Annotated in this window: 24 protein-coding genes and 1 tRNA gene; 10 read left to right on the forward strand and 15 right to left on the reverse strand. The window is 70.9% G+C overall.

Features of this window, described 5'->3' with window-relative positions; genetic code table 11:
- Positions 1 to 129 precede the first annotated feature (129 nt).
- Entirely contained in the window at positions 130 to 1,143 is a 1,014-nt protein-coding gene (locus MA875_RS13345) for a hypothetical protein (protein WP_248242745.1), read from the reverse strand.
- Between the two features lie 132 nt (positions 1,144 to 1,275).
- Here MA875_RS13345 and MA875_RS13350 point away from each other — a divergent pair, with 132 nt between their 5' ends.
- Positions 1,276 to 2,244 carry a ring-cleaving dioxygenase gene (locus MA875_RS13350; protein ID WP_248242746.1) on the forward strand — a complete coding sequence of 323 codons (969 nt, stop codon included), beginning with the start codon at positions 1,276 to 1,278 and terminating at the stop codon, positions 2,242 to 2,244.
- Positions 2,241 to 2,876 carry an alpha/beta hydrolase gene (locus tag MA875_RS13355; protein WP_248242747.1) on the forward strand — a complete coding sequence of 212 codons (636 nt, stop codon included), beginning with the start codon at positions 2,241 to 2,243 and terminating at the stop codon, positions 2,874 to 2,876. The genes MA875_RS13350 and MA875_RS13355 overlap by 4 nt, the downstream gene beginning before the upstream one ends.
- 13 nt (positions 2,877 to 2,889) lie before the next feature.
- On the opposite strand, the gene MA875_RS13360 is transcribed toward MA875_RS13355, so the two are convergent.
- On the reverse strand, positions 2,890 to 3,063 hold the full coding sequence (locus tag MA875_RS13360; protein WP_248242748.1) for a hypothetical protein: 174 nt from the start codon (positions 3,061 to 3,063) through the stop codon (positions 2,890 to 2,892).
- 106 nt (positions 3,064 to 3,169) lie between these two features.
- Between MA875_RS13360 and MA875_RS13365 the strand changes: the two genes are divergently transcribed.
- A complete protein-coding gene (locus MA875_RS13365) occupies positions 3,170 to 3,733 on the forward strand; it encodes a dihydrofolate reductase family protein (RefSeq protein WP_248242749.1) in 564 nt (187 codons plus the stop codon).
- A gap of 96 nt (positions 3,734 to 3,829) precedes the next feature.
- Here the strand turns inward: MA875_RS13365 and MA875_RS13370 are convergent, their stop codons facing one another.
- Positions 3,830 to 4,528, reverse strand: a complete 699-nt coding sequence (locus tag MA875_RS13370) for a TetR/AcrR family transcriptional regulator (RefSeq protein ID WP_372492583.1) — start codon at positions 4,526 to 4,528, stop codon at positions 3,830 to 3,832.
- A 76-nt stretch (positions 4,529 to 4,604) separates the two neighbouring features.
- On the opposite strand from MA875_RS13370, the gene MA875_RS13375 reads away from it, so the two are divergent.
- Complete coding sequence (locus MA875_RS13375) at positions 4,605 to 5,099, forward strand: DUF6326 family protein (protein ID WP_248242751.1); 495 nt, start codon at positions 4,605 to 4,607, stop codon at positions 5,097 to 5,099.
- Positions 5,100 to 5,427: 328 nt separating this feature from the next.
- Here the strand turns inward: MA875_RS13375 and MA875_RS13380 are convergent, their stop codons facing one another.
- Entirely contained in the window at positions 5,428 to 6,237 is an 810-nt protein-coding gene (locus tag MA875_RS13380; protein ID WP_248242752.1) for an ABC transporter permease, read from the reverse strand.
- Positions 6,234 to 7,301 carry an ATP-binding cassette domain-containing protein gene (locus MA875_RS13385; protein WP_248242753.1) on the reverse strand — a complete coding sequence of 356 codons (1,068 nt, stop codon included), beginning with the start codon at positions 7,299 to 7,301 and terminating at the stop codon, positions 6,234 to 6,236. The genes MA875_RS13380 and MA875_RS13385 overlap by 4 nt, the downstream gene beginning before the upstream one ends.
- A gap of 61 nt (positions 7,302 to 7,362) precedes the next feature.
- Here MA875_RS13385 and MA875_RS13390 point away from each other — a divergent pair, with 61 nt between their 5' ends.
- The 5 genes from MA875_RS13390 (at position 7,363) to MA875_RS13410 (ending at position 10,169) form a co-directional block, all read left to right on the forward strand.
- Positions 7,363 to 8,379: a helix-turn-helix transcriptional regulator gene (locus tag MA875_RS13390; protein ID WP_248242754.1), complete on the forward strand. Its 1,017-nt coding sequence runs from the start codon at positions 7,363 to 7,365 to the stop codon at positions 8,377 to 8,379.
- 56 nt (positions 8,380 to 8,435) lie between these two features.
- Positions 8,436 to 8,511, forward strand: a tRNA-Met gene (locus MA875_RS13395).
- A gap of 42 nt (positions 8,512 to 8,553) precedes the next feature.
- Positions 8,554 to 8,790 (forward strand): hypothetical protein, encoded by a 237-nt coding sequence (locus tag MA875_RS13400; RefSeq protein WP_248242755.1) that lies wholly within the window; start codon positions 8,554 to 8,556, stop codon positions 8,788 to 8,790.
- 129 nt (positions 8,791 to 8,919) lie between these two features.
- The gene (locus MA875_RS13405; protein WP_248242756.1) at positions 8,920 to 9,492 is read left to right on the forward strand and encodes a YdeI/OmpD-associated family protein; all 573 of its coding nucleotides are present in this window, start codon (positions 8,920 to 8,922) and stop codon (positions 9,490 to 9,492) included.
- 122 nt (positions 9,493 to 9,614) lie between these two features.
- Entirely contained in the window at positions 9,615 to 10,169 is a 555-nt protein-coding gene (locus tag MA875_RS13410; protein ID WP_248242757.1) for a DUF2510 domain-containing protein, read from the forward strand.
- 40 nt (positions 10,170 to 10,209) lie between these two features.
- On the opposite strand, the gene MA875_RS13415 is transcribed toward MA875_RS13410, so the two are convergent.
- The 7 genes from MA875_RS13415 to MA875_RS17610 all read right to left on the reverse strand — a co-directional run bounded on the left by MA875_RS13415 (position 10,210) and on the right by MA875_RS17610 (position 14,353).
- Complete coding sequence (locus MA875_RS13415; protein ID WP_248242758.1) at positions 10,210 to 11,019, reverse strand: thermonuclease family protein; 810 nt, start codon at positions 11,017 to 11,019, stop codon at positions 10,210 to 10,212.
- Between the two features lie 136 nt (positions 11,020 to 11,155).
- On the reverse strand, positions 11,156 to 11,791 hold the full coding sequence (locus MA875_RS13420; RefSeq protein WP_248242759.1) for a hypothetical protein: 636 nt from the start codon (positions 11,789 to 11,791) through the stop codon (positions 11,156 to 11,158).
- Positions 11,788 to 12,537: an SDR family NAD(P)-dependent oxidoreductase gene (locus tag MA875_RS13425; protein ID WP_248242760.1), complete on the reverse strand. Its 750-nt coding sequence runs from the start codon at positions 12,535 to 12,537 to the stop codon at positions 11,788 to 11,790. The genes MA875_RS13420 and MA875_RS13425 overlap by 4 nt, the downstream gene beginning before the upstream one ends.
- Positions 12,534 to 12,860, reverse strand: coding sequence for a cupin domain-containing protein (locus MA875_RS13430; protein WP_248242761.1), 327 nt, complete (start codon positions 12,858 to 12,860; stop codon positions 12,534 to 12,536). Before MA875_RS13430 ends, MA875_RS13425 begins: the two co-directional genes overlap by 4 nt.
- Positions 12,835 to 13,359, reverse strand: coding sequence for a PaaI family thioesterase (locus MA875_RS13435; protein ID WP_248242762.1), 525 nt, complete (start codon positions 13,357 to 13,359; stop codon positions 12,835 to 12,837). The genes MA875_RS13430 and MA875_RS13435 overlap by 26 nt, the downstream gene beginning before the upstream one ends.
- Complete coding sequence (locus MA875_RS13440) at positions 13,356 to 14,222, reverse strand: NAD(P)-dependent oxidoreductase (protein WP_248242763.1); 867 nt, start codon at positions 14,220 to 14,222, stop codon at positions 13,356 to 13,358. The genes MA875_RS13435 and MA875_RS13440 overlap by 4 nt, the downstream gene beginning before the upstream one ends.
- A complete protein-coding gene (locus MA875_RS17610) occupies positions 14,219 to 14,353 on the reverse strand; it encodes a hypothetical protein (RefSeq protein WP_282449055.1) in 135 nt (44 codons plus the stop codon). Before MA875_RS17610 ends, MA875_RS13440 begins: the two co-directional genes overlap by 4 nt.
- Positions 14,354 to 14,447: 94 nt before the next feature.
- Here MA875_RS17610 and yczR point away from each other — a divergent pair, with 94 nt between their 5' ends.
- Positions 14,448 to 15,908, forward strand: a complete 1,461-nt coding sequence (gene yczR, locus MA875_RS13445) for a MocR-like transcription factor YczR (RefSeq protein ID WP_248242764.1) — start codon at positions 14,448 to 14,450, stop codon at positions 15,906 to 15,908.
- 212 nt (positions 15,909 to 16,120) lie between these two features.
- Here the strand turns inward: yczR and MA875_RS13450 are convergent, their stop codons facing one another.
- The 3 genes from MA875_RS13450 to MA875_RS13460 form a co-directional block, all read right to left on the reverse strand.
- Positions 16,121 to 18,193 (reverse strand): iron ABC transporter permease, encoded by a 2,073-nt coding sequence (locus MA875_RS13450; RefSeq protein ID WP_248242765.1) that lies wholly within the window; start codon positions 18,191 to 18,193, stop codon positions 16,121 to 16,123.
- A gap of 2 nt (positions 18,194 to 18,195) precedes the next feature.
- Complete coding sequence (locus MA875_RS13455; RefSeq protein ID WP_248242766.1) at positions 18,196 to 19,233, reverse strand: iron-siderophore ABC transporter substrate-binding protein; 1,038 nt, start codon at positions 19,231 to 19,233, stop codon at positions 18,196 to 18,198.
- Between the two features lie 102 nt (positions 19,234 to 19,335).
- Complete coding sequence (locus MA875_RS13460) at positions 19,336 to 20,217, reverse strand: ABC transporter ATP-binding protein (protein ID WP_248242767.1); 882 nt, start codon at positions 20,215 to 20,217, stop codon at positions 19,336 to 19,338.
- Positions 20,218 to 20,525 lie beyond the last annotated feature (308 nt).

The following is a 20,525-nucleotide window of genomic DNA, read 5'->3' on the forward strand; positions in this document are numbered from 1 at the left end:
CCGGCGCATCAGCACCCGTCGGCGCAACAGAGGGCTCGGGTCCGGCGGCGTCTGGCGAAGTCACGCGCTCAGCCTAGGCCGGAGCCCCGACAATCCCGCGGACCGTCGGATGTACGTTTTCCGAGAGTCTCAGGCGCGACGCGATCCCGTGTCGGAGGAACGCCCCGGAAATGCCAGCACGGCTCCGACGACGCACAGCAGCCCGCCGGCCGTCGCCGCCCACCACGCGCCTGCGACCGGAACCTCCAGCCACACGAACGGCGCCGGCGCGAGACCGCCGAGCGGCGCGAGCGATGTCGCCCACGCGTCGGCGACCGCCCCGTCTCCGATGAGCGCGATGACGAGGGCGGGCAGGGCGAGCCCCGCCCCGATCGCCGCCAGCACGAATCCGGTTGCGGCCTTCGCACCCACCTGCATCACGAGCGCCCAGGCCGCCGCGACGAACACCCACACCAGCAGCAGGGCCGCCACCAGGGCGTAGATCCAGCGCAGCACCGGCTCGGTCCACAGGGCCGACCAGGCCGCGGCGGGTCCGCCGATCGCGACCGGGATCAGCGCCCACACGCAGCGCAGCACCACCGCGCCACCTGCGGCGGCCAGCACCGGCCACGGCGACCGCGCGCCCACGAGCGCCCGGAGCACGAGGACGGCCACGCACCATCCGCTCATCACGATCACGAGGTGCACCCACGACAGGAACGACGTCTGCACCGCCCGCGTGCCGACGAGCAGCGCCCCGGGCACGAGGATCAGCAGCCATTTGTCCAGCTGCAGCAGGCCGAGGGTCGACTCGCGGGCCCGCCAGGGCCGGGTCGAGCCCAGCCAGCTGGCACGAGCGGCGGCCGCCCCGGGCCTGCGCACGAGTCGGGTGCGCGCGGCGAACATGCCGATCACGCCCCAGACGAGCGCCAGAACAAGGATGCCGCGGGCAAGCCACGCCATGAGGGTGTCGCGTCCGGCGTCGGCTTCGTCCGCCCCGGTCAGCTGCACCGCGATCGTGGTGTCGTCGACCACCGGGGTCTGGCCGGCCGGAAGGAGCTGCAGGGTCGTGAGGACCACGGCGGTGACGAGGCCCACCGCCAGCACCCCGGCCACGGCGGCCGCGACACCGGCGAGGATGCCCCGCCGTGTCACCGTCGCCATCCGATAACGCTAACGGATGCCGCGGACCGCGCTGGACCTGTCGCGATCGGCCGCTCTGCGGCATCCTGGAATGAAATCGATGATTCATGCGTTTGCATGGATATCATCCGGCATCGGACTTCAGGAGAGATCATGACCGCCGCCACGCAGGGTCTGCATCACGTCACCGCACTCGCGGGCGACCCGCAGAAGAACATCGACTTCTACATCACCGGGCTCGGGCTTCGACTGGTCAAGAAGACCGTCAACTTCGACGCCCCCGGCACCTACCACCTCTACTACGGCGACGAGGCCGGCCGGCCCGGCAGCCTCATGACGTTCTTCCCCTGGCGCGGGATCGCGCCCGGGCGCATCGGCGCCGGGCAGTCGACCTCGACGGCATTCTCCGTGCCGGCCGGATCGCTCGGCTGGTGGGTCGACCACTTCGCGTCGATCGGGTCGGAGGCGAAGATCACCTCGACGAGCTCGAGCGAGGAGCGTCTGCTCGTCCGCGACCCCGACGGGCTGCAGATCGAGCTCGTCGCCACGAACGAGAGCGACCCGCGCGCCCCGTGGGACTCCCAGAGCGTGCCGGCGGAGTACGCGATCCGCGGGCAGCACTCCAGCGTGCTGACCGTCCGCGACGCGGAGGGCACCGTGGGGCTCATGGTGAACGACCTCGGCATGCGCATCGTCGAGCAGGAGGGCGGGCGCACGCGCCTGGCCGCCGGTCCCGGCGGGCCCGGTGCCCTCGTCGACGTGCACGCGTCGGGCCTCGCGCCCGAGGGCCTCACCGCCGGCGGCACCGTGCACCACATCGCGTTCCGGGTGCCCGACCAGGAGACCCAGCTCGCGTGGCGCAACGACCTCGTCTCGCGCGGACACCAGGTGACCGAGATCCTCGACCGGCAGTACTTCACGAGCATCTACTTCCGCGAGCCCGGCGGGGTGCTCTTCGAGATCGCCACCGACACCCCCGGGTTCGACATCGACGAGCCGCTGCTCGAGCTCGGCCGCTCGCTGAAGCTGCCGCCGTGGCTCGAGCCCTCGCGCGAGGCCATCGAGGCGCGCGTGCAGCCGGTGACGCTGCCGACCGAGAACAACCCCGAGGTGGCCGCATGAGCGGGGTCGACGGGGTCGACCTCGACGCCTGGCCGCACGTCTTCGAGCCGGGCGATCCCGACGCCCCGGTGCTGCTGACCCTCCACGGCACCGGCGGCAGCGAGCGCGAGATCACCGCGCTCGTGCCGCACCTGTGGCCGGGTGCCGGCGTGCTCTCGCCGCGCGGACGGGTGAGCGAGCAGGGGATGACACGGTGGTTCCGTCGCATGGGCGAGGGCGTGTTCGACGTGGACGACGTGATCGTGCGCGCGGGCGAGCTCGTCGCATTCGTCGACGCGGCGCGTGAGCGCTATGAGCTCGGCGACCGGCGGATCATCGCGGCCGGGTTCTCGAACGGGGCGAACATCGGCCTGGCGACCTCGCTGCTGCATCCCGAGACCCTCGACCGGGTCGTGGCGTTCAGCGGGATGTATCCGTTCGCCGACCGCGACCCTGTCGGCGACGTGTCGGCCGTCGAACTGGTGCTGCTGAACGGCGCCGCCGACCCGATGGCGCCGTCGACGAGCGTCGATCGATTGGTCGAGGTGGCCGAGGCGCACGAGGCAACGGTCGAGCGGCACGTCCGCCCCGGCGGTCACGGCCTCGCGCAGAGCGACGTCGACGCGGCGCGGGAGTGGCTCGCGGGGCGCTGACGCGCGTCGCGGGTCACTCCCCGTCCGCGCCGCCTCCCGCATCACCGGCTTCGACCGCCGTCACCTCCTGAAGGTGCGTCAGACCTGTGGTCGTGCCTCCCTCACCCGCGCGGAGGCCGACCCCGTCAAGGGCGCGCTCGATCGCGCTGTCGACTTCTCTCGTCACGTCCCCGTTCCGATCGGTCATCGCGTTTGCGCCTCCTCGCGTCGGTGCGACTCACTTTAGGCCGCCGAGGTCGCGGCCCGTAAGGGTGCCGAGGAGTAGCCTGAGCGCCGGCGCGAGGAGGTGGCTCATGGCGAGATTGATCTACACGACGAACGTGTCGCTGGACGGCTTCATCGAAGACCCGGATGGCGCCTTCGACTTCCTCCCACCGGGCGATGACGTCTTCGCCGCGCACACCGAACTGATGGAGTCCATCGGCACCCTCGTCTACGGGCGGCGTCTCTACGAGAAGATGTCGGTCTGGGAGGTCGACCCCTCCTTTGCCGCGCGGTCTCCCGCCCTCGCCGCCTTCGCGGCCGCGTTCACCGACACCGACAAGGTCGTCCACTCGACCACCCTGGCCCAGGCGTCGACGGCCCGCACCCGCATCGAGCGCACCTTCGACGCGGATGCGGTGCTGAGGATGAAGGATGCCGCCGACCGCGACCTCCTGATCGGCGGCGCCGATCTCGCGGGTCATGCGCTGCGCGCCGGGGTCGTGGACGAGGTGCAGCTCTACGCCGCGCCGGTCTCGGTCGGCGGCGGGAAGCCGGGTCTGCCCACCGGCATCCGACTGGATCTCGAGCTGCTCGACCAGCGGTGTTTCGGCAACGGTGTGGTGCTGCTGCGGTATCGGCCGCGGGCCGCGTGATCGCGCCCGCACACGTGGCGAACCCCTCGCCTCCCCCGTCACCTTCAGCCGCGATTCGCCGCGCGAGACGGCCGAAGCTGTCGGGGGAAGCCCGCGCTACGCCTCCCCGCGCCGCGCCTCGAGCCCGGTGAGGATGAGATCGAGGCCGAAGAGGAACTCCTCGGCGGGGTCGTAGCCCGAGGCGGCCAGCGTCGCGGCTGACTCGTTGAGGTAGGGGAACTCGTCGGCGGGCAGCTGCGGCAGATAGGTTCCGTCGATCGCTTCGGCGAAGTCATCCGGGGTGTTCAGAGACAGCCCGCCCTCCTGCAGGGCGTAGCCGTAGACGTAGCTGTCGAGCACCCAGTTGGCGTGCGTCGCCATTGCGACCGAGAACCCGGCCGTCCGCAGGCACGCGGTGACCGCTTCGTGGTGGCGGAGGTTCGCGGGGCCTGGTGCCGTCCGCGTGTCGAGCAGACCGATCGCCCACCGGTGGCGCGCGAGCGCCGCGCGGGCCGAGAGCGCCCGCTCCCGGATCGCCTCCTGCCAGGGGGCGTCCTCGCGCGGCAGCTCGATCTCCTCGAAGACGACGTCGACCATGGCGTCGAGCAGCTCGTCCTTGTTCGCGACGTAGTGGTAGAGCGACATCGCGCCCGCACCCAGGGCGGTGGCGAGCCGCCGCATGCTCAGCCCGTGCACGCCTTCGGCATCGGCGAGCCGGATCGCCTCGAGCACCACCCGTCGCTTGTTCAGACCTGCGGATGCCACGGCCGCGGCGTCGTCGCTCTCGGGCACGGATCTCCTCTCCTCGCTTGACACCGTACAGCGTACGAGTCATAGTACGGTGTACGACGTACAGCGTACGATCGTTTCCGACCACACAAAGGATGACCTGATGACCGCCACCGCCACGCGCCGCCCGATGCTCGACAGCGTCCCGATGTCCGTCCGCGCGAAGCTCACCGCCGCCTGGACGAGCTTCGTGTTCCTGTACGTCTACGTCGACATCTTGAACTTCTACAAGCCGGGGGTGATCGACGGCATCACCGACGGATTCATCTGGCGCTTCGACATCAGCTCGACTCTTGTGACGATCTTCCTCGTGTCGGTTTCGATCCCCGCGGTGATGGTCGTCCTCTCCATGACCCTGCCGGCCCGCCTCAACCGCGCCGTCAACCTCGTGGTCGCCGCGCTCCTGATCCCCTACTCGATCTTCAACGCGGCCGGCTCGACGTGGGAGTGGGCGGCGTTCTACGCCATCTCGATCGGCATCGAGCTGCTCCTCTTGGCGTTCATCCTGCGCACCGCGTGGACCTGGCCGCGCAGCGCGGCCGCCTCGGTCACGACGCCCGGTGCGGCAACCTCGATGGTCGACTCCGCCCGCCGCTAACCGCCGGGCGCCCCTTCACCGCACGCGCGGGCGGACGCCCCACCGCTCCCCCGTCACGTTCCGCCCCAAAACGCCCCGGCGAGGGGCAGGACTCGACGGGGAAGACACCGCCCCACCGCTCCCCCGTCACCTTCCGCCCCCAAAACGCCCACCACCGGGGCGGAAGGTGACGGGGGAACGGGCGCGGGCGTGCGGGCGGACGTCTTGCCTGTCGCACACCCCCGCGCCCCGACCCCAACTCCTGCAGAATCGACGCCGCGAGGCCCGAACGGCCCCGCCCAGCCCGACACCGGCCGGTTTTGCAGGAGTTAGGTCCAGCCCGACCCCGTCAGTCGCTCCTGCGCATCGCGCGCACACCGACCGCGAGACCCACCGCGGCCAGCAGCACCGCCGCGACCCAGCCCCACAGCACCACCGGCGCCCCGAGGTCACCGGCGAACAGCGCCCGCTCGGCCTGCACGACCCAGTTGATCGGGTTCACCGTCGCGACCGCCCGCATCCACGCCGGCCCGTCGTCGAGCGGCAGCAGCACGCCCGAGAGGATCAGCAGCGGGAAGATCAGCGTCTGCTGCACGCCCCAGAAGAGCCACTCGCGGTCTTTCGTCTTGATCGCGAGCGTGTACGACAGCGACCCGAGCCCCACGCCGAAGACCGCGAGCAGCAGGATCCCCACGACCATCCCGGCGACGTTCACCGGGAACCCGAACGGCAGCGCGATCAGCACGATGATGATCGCCTGCACCACGATCGGCACCGTCTCCTTCAGTGCCCGCCCGACCAGCAGCGATGCCCGCGAGATCGGCGCCACCAGCGTCCGCTCGTGCGAGCCGGTCATCATCTCGTACTGGAGGTTCGACCCGGTCGCCCCGGTGCCGAACAGCACGATCATCACCAGCACGCCCGGCACGAACCACCTAAGCGTCTCGCTCACCGGCTCGCCCGACTGCCCCACGAGCAGCGGCGCGAAGAGCCCCAGGAACACCAGCGGCTGCACGAGGCTGAAGATCACCGTGAACGGGTCGCGGAGCGTCGGCCGGAGCTCCCGCGTCAGCACATTCCACGTGTCCCGGGCGACGTTCGGTCGCACCACGGTGTCAGGACGATCGGATGCCAGGGACTGACTGATCTGCGTGCTCATCGCACCACTCCTTCGGTTGCGGCCCGAGCGGCCTGGTCGTCACCGGCGGCGCCCTCGGGCGCCTCCTCTTCAGCGTGGTCCGCCGGCTGGTCGGCGTCGCGGAGCGTGCGCCCCGTGAGACTGAGGAACACGTCGTCGAGCGTCGGGGGTACCCCGGTCGCCCGCACCACCTCGATGCCCGCGGCGTCGAGCTCGCGCACCGCGCGCGGTAGCAGCAGGTCACCCTCCGGCACCGTGACGGCGAGATCCGCGGCATCGCTCCCCTCGACGCGCCGCACGTCCCGCGCGCTGAGCGCCGCAAGGACCGGAAGCGCGCGCTCCGCGGCATCCGCTGTCCGGAAACCGAAGGTCAGCACATCGCCCGCGAGCTCGGCCTTCAGGCGTGCGGCGGTGTCGTCGGCGATGACGCGACCCTTGTCCATGACCATGACGCGCTCGGCGTAGCGGTCTGCCTCCTCGAGGTAGTGGGTGGTGAGGAAGATCGTCGTGCCGAAGCGTTCGCGCAGGTCGAGGATGTGCTGCCAGAGGTTCGCGCGACTCTGCGGATCGAGGCCCGTCGACGGTTCGTCGAGGAAGATCAGCGGCGGCGCGTGCATGAGTCCGAGCGCGATGTCGAGGCGCCGCTTCTGCCCGCCGCTGAGCTGCTGCACGGAGCGGGCCGCGAACCCCGACAGATCAAGCGATTCGATCAGTTCGTCTGCCCGAGCGGATGCCGCGGCCCGGCCCATCCCGTAGAAGGCACCCTGGCTCAGCAGCTCGTCGCGCGCGCGCTGGGAGTAACTGCCGCTGGTGAGCTGACCGACGTATCCGATACGGGCGCGGACGCCCGCGGGGTCGCGGAGGATGTCGTGGCCGACGACGCGCGCGGTGCCCGACGTCGGCGGGATGAGGGTGGTGAGCATGCGCAGGCTGGTCGATTTGCCGGCGCCGTTGGGCCCGAGGAATGCGACGAGTTCGCCGCGCTGCACCTCGAACGAGAGGTCGGTGACCGCCGCCACGGTCTTCTTTTTCACGGTGAAGCGCTTGGTGAGCCCCCGCGCTTCGATGATCGGTTCGTTCGCCATGGGAAGACGGTAGGAGGGAACCCGGACAGATCCTGTCCGCGAGAGCCGGCAGAATCGACGCATGTCCGACACGACGACCCGCGCGCTCGCTTTGTTGAATCTGCTGCAGACGCATCGCCACTGGCCGGGCACCGAACTCGCGGCCCGGCTGGGCGTGACCGAGCGCACGGTGCGACGCGACGTCGAGCGCCTCCGCGACCTCGGCTACCGCATCGAGTCCACACCCGGCATCGCGGGCGGCTACCGCCTCGAAGCGGGGAGCGCCGTGCCCCCTCTCCTCCTCACCGACGAGGAGGCCGTCGCCATGGCGATCGGGCTGCGCGTCGCGGCATCCCAGCGTCTGGTCAGCGGACCCGAGACGACCCTCACCGCACTGGCCAAACTGGAGCAGGTGCTGCCGGCGCCCCTTCGACGCCGCGTGAACGCCCTCGCCGACGCGGTGCAGCCGGCAGGCATCCAGTCGGGAGCGGCGGTGTCGAGCGAGGTGCTCGGCGAACTGGCGCTGGCGATCCGCGATCACGAGCGCGTGCGATTCGACTACACCTCGATGACCGGGGCGGAGACCCGACGCCGCGTCGAGCCGCACGCCCTCGCCCCCGCCGACCGGCACTGGTATCTGCTGTGCTGGGATCTGGAGCGCGACGACTGGCGCACCTTCCGCGTCGACCGGCTCGCGCGGGTCGAGCACACCCGGGTGCTCTTCGAGCCGCGGCCGTTGACGCCGGAGGAGATCGAGGGCTTCATCCTCGTCGCTCGCTCATGGACCCGCCAGCCGGTCGAAGCCGACGCCGTCATCGACCTGCCGTTCGACGTCATGAAGGAGCATTTCGGCATCTGGGGGCAGGGGGCGACAGAAGAGGATGCCACGCACACGCGCTGGCCCGTCGGTGGCGCCGATTTCCGCGAGACCATGTACGGCCTGTCGTGGATCCCCGCCGGCGTCGACTACACCACCGACCTCGCCGAGCCGTCGCGTTCCGAGCTGCGGGAGGTTCTGGATCGGATGCTGCGCGCCCTCGACGCTCCCCCTCCGCCGCCCGCCCGGTCGATGACCGCGCAACACACCGTCACACCCTGACACTCTCCTTCACATTCCTGGCGGATGTCGCGGGGCTCACGTAGCGTCGAGGACATCGCGGCGATCCGGGCGGTCCCGGGCTCCGGCTCATATCCGGCAGCGTTGCGGGTTCGACTCCCGCCGTCGCGTCCACGCCCGCCCCGCTCCCATTCGTTCGAAGAGGCGCTGTCGCGGGTGTCGGAGCGCCTCGCCGTGGTGGCTCACGAGCAGGCGGAGCAGCTCAAGCAGGAACGGCTGGCGATGGCGCGCGAGGGACGCTGGACCGGGCCCGAGTCCGTGACGTCGTCCGTCGGGTCGGTCACCGACGCCGGCGGCGGCCGCGAACATCAGAAGACCACCGGCGGGCAGAAGCGCGACGCCTCCCGCATCGCGCAGGGCGCGCGCCGTCAGGCCAAGCGCGACGCGCAGTAGCCCCCACGCCGGCTGTTGAGCGAGCGCAGCGCCCCGGTCGTCGAGCGACCACAGCCCACCCCCGGTCGTTGAGCGAGCGCAGCGAGTCGAAACGCCCGCAACGTCCGACCCCGCGTCTACCCTGCAACCATGGTCGCGACCTCCGACAAGCCCGAGCTCCACGTCGACACCGTCGAGGAGTGGGAGCGCTGGCTCGAGTCCGATCCCGGCCCCGAGGGCGTGCGGCTTCGCGTGCGGAAGACGGCCTCGAAGAAGCCCGGCATCTCCTATGCCGAGGCGCTCGACGCCGCGCTGTGCTTCGGATGGATCGACGGTCAGAAGCTGTCGCTCGACGCGGACTACTTCCTTCAGGTGTTCACGCCGCGTCGGCCGCGCGGAGTCTGGTCGAAGGTCAACATCGCGCATGCCGAGCGTCTGATCGCCGAGGGACGGATGCGCCCCGCCGGGCAGCGCGAGATCGACCGCGCGAAAGCCGACGGGCGCTGGGACGCCGCGTATCGCCAGAGCGACGGCGACGTCCCGGCCGAACTCCAGGCAGCTCTGGACGCCGACCCCGCCATCGCCGCCGCGTTCGCCGCCCAGTCAGCGCAGAACCGCTTCGCGATGTCGTTCCGGATCAGCAACCTCAAGCGGCCGGAGTCGCGCGCTGCGCGCGTCGCACAGTATGTCGCCATGCTCGAGCGCGGCGAGACGATCCACTAGGCCCGAGTCGCAAGAGCCCCCGCGTCAGCCCGGAAGATGCTCTGCACCCCCGGACACGGAGAGCTTCGAGAGTTACCCTGGGCGGGCGCGCCACCGGCGACGCCGAGCGAAGGATCCCGACGATGAACCCTCCCCCCACGCCACCCGCCGGCTGGTACGACGTTCCCGCGGGAGGCAAGCGATTCTGGGACGGGACGAGCTGGTCGGCCGATGTCGTCGGCGCGCCGAGCGCGACCGCCGAGTACGAGGCGCTCGATCCCTACCTGCCGCCGCCGCGCGCGACGGCCACTGTCGCAACCGTGCCGATGACTCCCCTCGTGGAGGCTGCGCCCGCCGGGTGGTATCCGGGTCCCACGGGAGCGCTGCGGTGGTGGGACGGGGTGCAGTGGGGACCGTTCGCCCCACCCGCTCCCCTTGTCGGGACACCCGCGAAAGAGGTCGGGATGGCCTACCTCTTCCTCCTTCTTCTCGGCGGAGTGGCGGCCCACCGCTTCTACCTCGGACTCATCCCCTCGGCGATCCTCTTCAACGTCCTGTGGTGGGGAGGGTGGCTGCTGTCGATCCTGCTGATCGGGATCCCAATGATCCTCGCGGCGGCGATCTGGTGGGTCGTGGACCTCTTCCTTCTCCCGAGCATGGTCCGCCGGGCGAATGCGATCCGGGCGATGGGGCAGTAGGCCGCTGCGTTTCGACTCGAGTGCTCCGCACCCTCGCTACTCAGCGCTCGCAGACCCACCCGTCGCCGTCACGATCCTGGTACCAGTGGTATTCGGGATCGACGCCCTGCTGATAGTCCCCGTAGCCGTTGTCGTTCGCCTCGCCGCACGTGCCGAAGCGCGCGTCGGTCACCGGCGCGGCGGGGGGAGGCTCTGGGGCGGGAGGCGGCTCAGGCGCGGGTTCCGCCGGCATCTGATGAGCGGCGTCAGCGGCGACGTAGTCCTTCTCGCGCGGATGAAAGCCATACCCGTCGCGACCGTCGTACTTCGCGATCGCCCACCCGGTGTTGATCATGTGCGTCCGGGCGTCCCGCCCGTTCACGATCACGTACCGCAAGAGTCGGCCATACTGATCGGCGTCGTCGCGGCCTTCGACCGCAACGAGCGTCAGTGACCCGGCCCTAAGGAACGAGTCGAGCTCGGATCCCGCCTCGGCGTAACCCCAGGTCCCTTCTTCAGGCGCGTCGATTCCGATGAGCCTGACGTCGCCGACACTCGTGGAAATGGTGTCCCCGTCGACGATCGCCAGGAGGTCTGCGGCCTGATCCGTATGCGTGGGCGTAGGCGTCGATGTCTTTGATTCCGACTCAATCGGAGCCGCAAACGGCGCGGGGGTCGACGAGGGCGCTTCCTCGGCCACCGCCACCGAGTTTCGATCGCCGGCCCCGGAGATCACGGCATTCGCCATGCCACCCGTGACGAAGAAGCCGACCGCGGACGCAACGGTCACCCACGTCGCAACCTTCCGGTTGCGGAATCGCAGCCAGGTCGGCCGGTTTCTGGCGAGGCCCACGATTCCGGTGGTCAGCACGACGAGGAAGATGATGGCGAAGACCGGCGAGAGCAGAATGCCGGGGTGAGACTACCTTCCCCACGAGAGCAAAGCCGTACATGGAGGTCGTGCCCGTATTCGTGTCGCGCAGGAAGGAGGTTCAGCCGTCGCGCAATCAGCGCGAACGTCGGCTGCCGCCTTCGCCCCCACGCACCGGCCGATACGGTTCCTCCTGCACGGCATGTGCGAGCACGAGCTTGAGGGACAGCATGACCGGCAGCCAGCCCCACATCTCCGGCGACGGCGTGGAGACCGCGACCATCGTGGCGAGCGCGCAGAAGCCGAGCCCGGCCGGCCGCTCGAGGTAGAGAGGTACGGCACGCACGAGCGCGGTGCCTGCGAGGATCGCGATGTACCACAAGACGCCCCACCACCACAGGTGCGGAGGGTAGACCACGCCGACGATGACCGGATGAATGTGCAGGGCCGTGAAGAGCACCGGCCGCCGCACGAGTCTCCCGCCGATCGATCGCTCGGTCGCCGACGGCGGACCGAAGTGATCGCGTTTCGCGGCGTTGAGCCCGTTCGCGACGACGCCGCCGACGACATCCATCGCGATGATCGCCGCCAGAATGTACTGCACGACATTCCAGTCGGCGCGGTGGATCCACGCGGCGAACACGATGATCGCCGCCCCCGCGACGCCGACCCCGTACGTCAGCATCTTCTCGGCGCGCGTCGCGCCCGCCCCCAAGAGTGCATCGCCCCTCGCATCGGGAGCGGCCCAGTCCACCTCGCTGCCGGATTTCATCGCACCCCTCCCGCCACATCGAGCACCGTGCCCGTGACGTAGCCGGCGTCGGTCGTCGTCAACCACTCCACAGCCGCCGCGATCTCATCGGGCGTTGCGGGTCGGCCGAGCGGAGTACGAGCGCCGACCTCTCGGGCCCGGTCGGGGCGTCCGGCGCGCGCATGGATCGTCGTGTCCGTCGTCCCGGGGCTGACGGCATTGACGCGGATGCCGGCACCGGCGACCTCCTTCGCAAGTCCGACGGTCAGTGCTTCGACGCCCGCCTTCGAGGCGGCGTACCACACGTACTCCCCCGGTGCCCCCGTGCGAGCGGCGATCGAGGTGACGTTGACGATGCTGCGGTCACCCTGAGCCGCTTGCGCCTCCCAGCGACGGACGACCTCGCGACACACGCGCAGCGTCGCGACGAGGTTGACGTCGACCACCTGAGCGACGGTCTCATCCGTCACTGCGGAGAGGGGCCCGATCGGGCCCGTGACGCCGGCGTTGTTGACAACGATGACGAGGTCGCCGAGCTCCTTGGTGGCGGCGATCATCCGCTCCGGCGCATCGGTGTCTCGGAGGTCGCACCGCACCGCCCGCACCTCGACTCCCAGCACCGAGGTCTCTGCCGCGCTTTCGCCCGCGCCGACCTCGTCGGACGTGTAAGTGAAAACGACCGCATGCCCGCGACGTGCGAGCCGCGCGACGATCGCGCGCCCGATCCCGCGGCTGCCCCCCGTGACGAGGGCGACGCTCCGGGTCATCCGTGCTTCTCCTTCTTGGTGTACTCGGCCGGACCGAACACGACGATCACGTCGAGCGGCTCCTCGATGTCGACGAAACGGTGCTCCTCGCCCGCGGGGACGAACAGCACCGCGCCGGGCACGGCGGCAGCCTCACCGGTGGGGGTTCGGAGGATGCCACGCCCCGACCGCACGAGGTAGATCTCGTCCTCGGTGTGAGGTTGCTGCGGGTCGACCGATCCGGCGGGAAGGACGTACCGGCCGACACTGAGGGCGGGAACCCGCAGCACCTCGTCATAGCGGATGGTTTCGGCAGCGTCATCCTCGAATGTGATCTCCCGCATTCGTGGCCTCCTTTCCGTGTCGCGGCGCGGAGCGGTCCGCGTCCGCTCCCCGTACCGTCATGACCGCACTGTCGGCGATGGCGACGAGGCGATTCTCGTCGTCGCGGATCTCGCAGCGGTAGTGCGAGACGGTGCGTCCGGCGTGCTCGCACCAGGCCCCCGCCGCGAGCGTCGTGTGCCACACCGGGCGCAGGAAACGAAGGCTCAGCTCGATCGTCGCGAACGACTCCCCTTCTCGGATGACGGTGGAATGCGCCGTTCCGATGGCGGCGTCGGCGACCTCGGCGATCGTGCCGCCGTGGAGCGTTCCCTGCTGATTGCCGTGCACCCGCGTGGAGACCGCCATGCGGACCGTTGCCGCACGTTCATCGACGGCCACGATCTCGATCCCGAGCAGCTGGGAGATGGGCGTCGGGTACTGCAGCACCGTCGCGTCGGCGGGCAGAAGCTCGCCGGAGACATGACGCTGCAGATAGGTGAGGACGGGGAGACCGGTCACGATCGCCGCCGCCCGGTGCGCGCGCGAAAGGCCGTGATGACGGCGGCCATGTCGTCGGCGCCGTGGCCGAGACCCTCCGCTTCGGCGTACAGCGAAAGGCACGCCTCCATCAGCGTCGCCGTGTTGCCGTTTTCGCGGGCGGCCTCGACGACGAGGCGGGCGTTCTTCGCGACATCCGGAATAGCCGCCTGCGGCGCGAAGTCTCCCGCCACGATCGCGGCCGCCTTCGCACGCGACACGAATGAGGCCATCGGGCCGGCGCCGAGGATCTGCTCGAGCAGTTGTACGTCGAGCTCGTGCGTCTCGGCGAAATGGAACGACTCGGCGAGCCCGGTGACCAGCGTGATGAGAAAGGTGTTGACGGCGAGCTTCATCTGCATCGCCCGCGGCGGCTCGCCGCACAGCGCGATCAGTGCGCAGACCGGGTCGAGCAGGGGCGCGACGTCATCGATCGCATCGGGGCGGCCCGCCAGCATCCCGATCAACGCACCGTTCAGCGCCGGCTGCCGTGAGCCCGACACCGGAGCTTCGACGTAGCGCCCACCCGCCGCGGTGACGCGTGCGGCGAGCGCAACGGAGTACGCAGGCGGCACCGTGCTCATCTGCACGAGCGTCTTCTGCCGCAGGTCGCCCGGCGCGAGGACCTCATCGACGGCCGACTCGTCGGTGATCATGACGAACACCGTCGAGCACCGGTCGAAGACCTCGGCGGCGGAGTCGGCGACCTCAGCGCCCGCCTGGGCGAGGGATGCGGTGGCTGCGCGGGTACGGTTCCAGACGACGAGCGGATGCCGCGACTGCAGCCGAGACGCGATCGCCGACCCCATGAGGCCGAGGCCGATGAATCCCAGGGAGTCGGTCATTCGGGTCTCCGTGTCTCGTAGATGGCTCGTGTCGGCCGTGGCCCCGGGCCGTCACGCTGGACGACGAGGATCGTCCACGCGATGAGCGCGGCGATCGACGCCGCGATGGCGAACAGAGTCACCCAGAGCATTCAGGACCGCCTTCCCGCATCCAGTTCCTGCCGATGTCCGAGCCAACTCCATTCACGGGGTGGCGCGCGCGGTCCAGTTGGCGATGCTGGATTCATGTCCGCGCCCACAACCCGCCTCTCCGCACGCCAGTTGCTGTCCATGACCGGCGGCCTCGGAGCCGAGAGGGTCGCCTACACCGAGCTCGCCGGTCGCATTCGGCTTCTCATCGCCGACGGGCGCATCCCGGTCGACACCCAGCTGCCGTCTGAGCGTGAGCTCGCTGTCCTGTCGGGCCGCAGCCGCACCACGATCGCGGCGACCTATCAGGCGCTCCGCGACAGCGGGCACCTCGTCAGCCGGCAGGGGTCGGGCAGTCGCGCAATCCTCCCCCACCTGCGAGATGTCTCGCGACGGCCAAACCACGCCGTGAACTTCGCCGGCTCGATCCCGCCACCCGTAGCGGGGTTGCGCGAGCTCATCGCCGAGACGACGGCGGAGCTGCCCGACATCACGACATTCCCGGGTTTCGACTTGCTCGGCAACGACGGGCTGCGCCAGGCGATCGCCGACCGGTACACGGCGCGGGGTCTGCCGACGGTGCGCAATCAGATCATCGTCACCACGGGCGGCCAGCACGCCATCGCGCTCACCGCGCAGACGCTCGTGGCCCGGTCAGATGTCGCGCTCGTCGAGTCGCCGACCTATCCCCACGCCTACGAGGCGTACCAGCGGGCGGGTGCGCGGATGGTCGCCTCCCCCGTGACGACGGCGGGGTGGGACATCCCTCACCTCATCGCGACCATCCAACGCTCGCGGCCGGTCGTCGCCTATCTCATTCCTGACTTCCACAACCCCACGGGCGCATCGATGGGTCCGGACGATCGGGCACGCGTCGCAGCCGCCGCGCGTGCGGCGGGGACGACTCTGGTGATCGACGAGGCGACAGTCGACCTGTCGATCGACCGGGCGTGGGATGACGGACCGTTCGCCCGCCATGCGACAGGTCACCCAGGCACGGGCGGGTCGGGGATCATCACTCTGGGCTCGCTGTCGAAGTCGATCTGGAGTGGGCTGCGGGTCGGGTGGATCCGGGCTGATGAAGCGGTGATCCGCCGGCTGGTGCAGGCCCGACCGGCCGGCGACCTGGGCACACCGCCGATCGAGCAATTAATCGCCGAACGCGTGGTGCGCGAGTTGGACGAGCTGGTTCTGGATCGCCAGCGGATGCTGCGGGAGCACCGGTTCGCGCTGCACGAGGCGCTCCGGCGACGGCTGCCGCAGTGGACGATGCCCTGGCCGGACGGCGGTCTGTCGATGTGGGTGCAGCTGGATCGCCCGGGTTCGTCGGCGCTGACCTCGATCTGCCAGGCGCGCGGGATGTCGCTGATCGCAGGCCCCAAGTTCTCCATCGACGGGTCGCTCGAGCGGTTCCTGCGGATCCCGTTCACGTCCCGGGTGGAGGACCTGGATGCCGGCATCGCGATGCTGGCGGAGGCGTGGGAGTCGCTGAGCGGTGGTAAGGCGGCGGGTTCTGGGGCGGCGGCCGGAGTGCGACAGCCGGCGTCGGCGCTATGAGGGCGGTCCGCCTGACCCCTCGGGCCGGCTACTGATCCTGCGCCGCGCCCGCCCGCGCCAGCCCCGCGGCCACGGGTTCGTTCGTCGCAGATGTACGCCAAGAAGCGGTGAGGGCGTACATCTGTGACGAACGGATGCGGGTGCAGGCGGAGAGGTGAGCTCTCCAAGCGGTTCCGCATGCCGTCGGCGTATGGGCGCCGTCGGTCCGCCGCTCACGCGTCGCGCGACCGCCAGAGCAGCCACACGAAGTACGGCGCGCCGATCAGCGCGACGACCAGCCCCGCGGGCAGCTGCGCCGGAGCGATGATCGTCCGCCCGAGGGTGTCGGCGACGCCCACGAGCACCGCGCCGAGCAGCACCGCGACCGGGATCGACCGGCCGTGCTTCGCACCGACGAGCGCCCGGGCCGCGTGCGGCGCCACCAGTCCCACGAACCCGATCACGCCGACCGCGACGACGCCGAGCGCAGCGAGCACCGCCGCCGTCACGAGCAGCGCGAGGCGCGTGCGCTCGAGGCGGATGCCGACGAGCTTCGGGGTGTCCTCATCCATCGCGAGAATGTCGAGGTCGCGGCGGCGCACGAGCGCGAACGGCAGCGCGATGGCGAGCACGATCGCGAGCGGAATCACCTGCTCCCAGACGCGCCCGTACGTGGTGCCCGACAGCCACGTGTAGATGCGCGGCGTGTCCCACGGGTTCGCGCGCAGCAGCACGAAGGTCGTGAGCGCCACCGCACCGTACGAGACGCCGATGCCGATGAGGATGAACCGGTCGGCGCTCAGACCACCCCGCCACGCCAGGGCATAGACCAGTGCGAACGCCAGGAGCCCTCCGCCGACGGCGGCCACCAGCATCCCGAGATTGCTCGCCGTGGCACTCGTCACGACCAGCACCGCACCCAGGCCGGCACCGCCCGTGATGCCGAGAAGGCCGGGCTCTGCGAGCGGATTGCGGCTGACCGCCTGCGTGATGCTGCCCGACAGCCCGAGCGCGGCGCCCGCGACGACGGCGGCGACGACGCGCGGAGCGCGCTCGTCCAGCGCGAACGCAACGAGCGGGGGCGCGGAGTCGGTGAGCCACAGCACGATATCGCCGGTGAGCAGGCGGGTGCTGCCGAGCAGCATCCCGGCGAGCACCACCCCGCCGAGGACGAGCGCCGACGCGGCGACGACGATGACGAACCGGCGCGGGGTGCGCACGCCGATGCGCATCGACGGGGGCCGGCGGGTGGGGCCCGAGTCGCGCAGGCGCCGCGCCATCACGACGAGCACGATCGCCCCGAACACGGTGGTCGCGACCCCGGTCGGCACCGCGATGGCGCCCTCGGCGCCGATGAGGGCGCGCAGCAGCGCGTCGGCGAGGATGACGACGATCGCGCCGATCACACCCGACAGCGGGATCAGCAGCAGGTGCCGCCCGAGCGCCGGCACCACCCGCACGAGCAGCCGCGCGAGCACGGGGGCGCAGAGGCCGACGAATCCGATGGGGCCGGCGAGGGTGACGGCGGTGGCGGTGAGCAGCACCGAGATGAGGATGCCGGCGACCCGCGTCGCGCGGATCGGCACCCCCAGCGACGAGGCAGTGTCATCGCCGAGGGCGAGGACGTCGAGGCGGCGCGAGAGCACGAGGGCGAGGACGAGCGCGAGGACGACGACCGGCGCCGCGCGCAGGAACGCCTCGAGGCCGAGCTGCGAGAGGCTGCCGCTCCCCCACGCCAGCAGGCCCTTGGTCTCTTCGGAGAACAGGACCAGGAGCGCCGAGGTGCCGGCCTGGAACGCGAGCGCCAAGGCCGATCCGGCAAGGACGAGCCGGGTGGTCGAGGTGCCGGCTCCCCCGGCAAGGCCCAGCACGAGCGCCGCGGCGGCGAGCCCGCCGACGAAGGCGACGACCCCCGACGCCCAGAACGGCACCGCGATGCCGAACGCCGCCACGGCGGTGATCGCCAGGTACGACCCGGCGGTGACCCCGAGGGTGTCGGGCGAGGCGAGGGCGTTCCGCGACAGCGACTGCATGAGCAGGCCCGCGACGCCGACCGCGACGCCGACCGCGACCCCGGCTGCCAGGCGCGGGATGCGCGACCCCCAGAGCACGTCGGCGTCGGCGAAGACCGCGCCGCTCGTCCCCTGCGTCAGATGCCAGCCCGCGGAGAGGACGAGCACCACGAAGAGCGCGGCGAGCACGCCGAGCCCGAGGGCGGTCGATGAGCGAGGGGCGTGGGGCGCAGCATCCGTCCGGTCTGCACCCTGGGCCCGGGAGCCTGGAGCCCCCTCGCTCACCGACCGCATGTTCACCGGGTGATGGCGGCGACGTACGCGTCGATGATCTGCTCGGCCGAGCGGGGGCCGCCGAAGGTCCAGATGCCGGCGGGGAACGCGGTGACGCGGCCCTCGGCGACGGCCGGGATCGATGCCCACGCCGGGTTCGACTCGGCGGCGTCGATGAAGCTCTCGTAGTCGGGGTCTTCGGTGCCGGTGTAGAAGAAGTTGGCGTCGCCGACCGTCGTCATGCCCTCGATGTCGGTCTGGCCGAGGCCGTAGGCGGGGTCGACCTCGCCGGTCCAGGCGTTGGTGAGGCCGAGCTCCTCGCCCAGCTCGCCGACGAGCGAGCCCTGCCCGAAGGGGCGGATCGAGACGTTGCCGCCGTCGACGTAGCCGTCGATGTAGACGAAGTCGGAGACCTCGGGCGTGGCACCCTCGACCTCGGCCTTGGCGTCGGCGAGGTGCTGCTCGAACTTCTCGGTGACGACCTCGGCGCGCTCCTCGCGGCCGGTCGCCTGCGCGATCAGGTCGAAGGTGTCGAGCATCTGCGCGATCGGGTCTTCGGCGTTCGCGCCGATGGTGGCGAGAACGGGGATGCCGTACTCCTCGAGCTGGTCGATGATCGCATCGTCGCGGGTATACGCCTCGACGATCACCAGGTCGGGCTCGGTGGCGAAGAGGGCGTCGAGGTTCGGCTCCTGGCGGGTGCCGACGCTCTCGACGCTCTCGGGAAGCTCTTCGGCGGAGTTCCACGTGCGGTACCCGTCGGCGTCGGCCACCGCGACCGGGGTGAGGCAGAGGGTGAGCACGTCTTCGATCTGCTGCCACTCGAGCACCGCGACCCGCTCAGCGGGCTGGTCGAGGGTGACCGTGCGGCCGAAGGCGTCGGTCAGCTCGACCGGGCCGGTGGAGGTCGTCGTGGTGTCGTCGGCGCAGCCCTCGCTCGTGGAGGTCGCGGCTGCGCCGCTGGCGTCGGCGGCCGGGGTGCTCTGCGTGGTACCGCAGCCGGTGACCGCGAGGGCGAGGGCTGCGGCGCCGGCGAGGGCGGCGAGGGGCTTCTTGGTCATGACGGACTCCATCGATGGGTGGGGGGGTGCGGTGAAGAGAAGAGCGGATGCCGGGGCGCGGCGCCGTGCGGGCGGTGGGCCTGTGAGGCGTCGGCGTCGGCGTCAGGCGGAGACGGCGTGCAGGTGGCGCGTGACGGCTTGGGCGCGGGCCCTGTTCCGGGCGTCGTGGCGGCCACGCGGAATCACGCGGACGCGCCCCGTTGCGGCATCCACTTCTGTATCGATGGCGAACTCGTAGACCTCGGTGAGGTTCGCCGCGGTGAGCACGTCGTCGGGGGTGCCGGCGGCGTGAACGCGCCCGCGGCTCATCAGCACGACCTCGTCGGCGATGAGGGCCGCGTGGTCGAGGTCGTGGAGCACGACGCCGACGGCGGTCCCGTGGTCGGCAAGGTCGCAGATGAGGTCGAGCGTCTCGACCTGGTAGCGCAGGTCGAGGTGATTGGTGGGCTCGTCCAGGAGCAGGATGCCGGTGCCCTGCGCGAGCGCGGTGGCCAGCCACACGCGCTGGAGCTCGCCGCCGGAGAGCTCGTCGACGGGGCGGTGCTCCATGGCGAGAAGCCCGGTGAGGCGGAGGGCGTGGTCGATGGCCGCGCGATCGGCGTCGCTGAGACCGGCGAAGCGGCTGCGGTGCGGGTGGCGGCCGTGGGCGACGATGTCGCGCACCTCAAGGCCCGAGGGGTGGGGGCGCGACTGCGACAGCATGGCGACGGCCTTGGCGAACTCCTTGGCTGAAAGGGTGCCGGCGTCGCGGGGACCGGCGGGGGTGTCGACGTGGACGTCGCCGGCGTCGATGCGGTGGAGGCGCGCGAGCGCGCGGAGCGCGGTGGACTTGCCGCTGCCGTTCGGGCCGATGAGAGCCGTGACCACGCCGGGGCGGAGGTGGAGCGACACGTCGTGCACCACGCGGGTGCGACCGTAGCTGAGGGCGAGGGAATCGCCGCGCAGCGCGCTCGTCGGTGTGGTCGTCTCGGTGTCGGTCCTCACGTTAGGTGAGCCTAACCTAGGGTCGCTGCGGGTTCAAACGGGGGTGCGGCGGGGTCTCTCGATCGCGAGAGATGGGGCGGTGTGGCGCGCGGCGTGGGCGCCCGGCGGCGCCGCGCGTTTCACCTTTCGTTCGTCACAGATGTACGCGCGGGCCGGGTCACGGCGTACATCTGCGACGAACGAAGGGCGAGCGGCACGGCGCCCCCGGCGGCCCCGACCCGGCACGCCCATCCCTCAGGGTTCGTTCGTCGCAGATGTACGCGGTCGGGGCCCGAGGGCGTACGTCTGCGACGAACGAACGCTCGGGG

Source organism: Microbacterium kunmingense (genome assembly GCF_023155745.1).
GTDB classification, from domain to species: Bacteria; Actinomycetota; Actinomycetes; order Actinomycetales; family Microbacteriaceae; genus Microbacterium; species Microbacterium kunmingense.

Coding starts and splice junctions, on each gene's coding strand:
- yczR (WP_248242764.1), top strand. CDS start 14,448: ATGTCCGCGCCCACAACCCGCCTCTCCGCACGCCAGTTGCTGTCCATG.
- MA875_RS17610 (WP_282449055.1), bottom strand. CDS start 14,353: ATGCTCTGGGTGACTCTGTTCGCCATCGCGGCGTCGATCGCCGCGCTC.
- MA875_RS13430 (WP_248242761.1), bottom strand. CDS start 12,860: ATGCGGGAGATCACATTCGAGGATGACGCTGCCGAAACCATCCGCTAT.
- MA875_RS13345 (WP_248242745.1), bottom strand. CDS start 1,143: ATGGCGACGGTGACACGGCGGGGCATCCTCGCCGGTGTCGCGGCCGCC.
- MA875_RS13390 (WP_248242754.1), top strand. CDS start 7,363: ATGTCCGACACGACGACCCGCGCGCTCGCTTTGTTGAATCTGCTGCAG.
- MA875_RS13450 (WP_248242765.1), bottom strand. CDS start 18,193: ATGCGGTCGGTGAGCGAGGGGGCTCCAGGCTCCCGGGCCCAGGGTGCA.
- MA875_RS13405 (WP_248242756.1), top strand. CDS start 8,920: ATGGTCGCGACCTCCGACAAGCCCGAGCTCCACGTCGACACCGTCGAG.
- MA875_RS13420 (WP_248242759.1), bottom strand. CDS start 11,791: ATGAAATCCGGCAGCGAGGTGGACTGGGCCGCTCCCGATGCGAGGGGC.
- MA875_RS13365 (WP_248242749.1), top strand. CDS start 3,170: ATGGCGAGATTGATCTACACGACGAACGTGTCGCTGGACGGCTTCATC.
- MA875_RS13425 (WP_248242760.1), bottom strand. CDS start 12,537: ATGACCCGGAGCGTCGCCCTCGTCACGGGGGGCAGCCGCGGGATCGGG.
- MA875_RS13375 (WP_248242751.1), top strand. CDS start 4,605: ATGACCGCCACCGCCACGCGCCGCCCGATGCTCGACAGCGTCCCGATG.
- MA875_RS13350 (WP_248242746.1), top strand. CDS start 1,276: ATGACCGCCGCCACGCAGGGTCTGCATCACGTCACCGCACTCGCGGGC.
- MA875_RS13410 (WP_248242757.1), top strand. CDS start 9,615: ATGAACCCTCCCCCCACGCCACCCGCCGGCTGGTACGACGTTCCCGCG.
- MA875_RS13360 (WP_248242748.1), bottom strand. CDS start 3,063: ATGACCGATCGGAACGGGGACGTGACGAGAGAAGTCGACAGCGCGATC.
- MA875_RS13455 (WP_248242766.1), bottom strand. CDS start 19,233: ATGACCAAGAAGCCCCTCGCCGCCCTCGCCGGCGCCGCAGCCCTCGCC.
- MA875_RS13380 (WP_248242752.1), bottom strand. CDS start 6,237: ATGAGCACGCAGATCAGTCAGTCCCTGGCATCCGATCGTCCTGACACC.
- MA875_RS13440 (WP_248242763.1), bottom strand. CDS start 14,222: ATGACCGACTCCCTGGGATTCATCGGCCTCGGCCTCATGGGGTCGGCG.
- MA875_RS13355 (WP_248242747.1), top strand. CDS start 2,241: ATGAGCGGGGTCGACGGGGTCGACCTCGACGCCTGGCCGCACGTCTTC.
- MA875_RS13385 (WP_248242753.1), bottom strand. CDS start 7,301: ATGGCGAACGAACCGATCATCGAAGCGCGGGGGCTCACCAAGCGCTTC.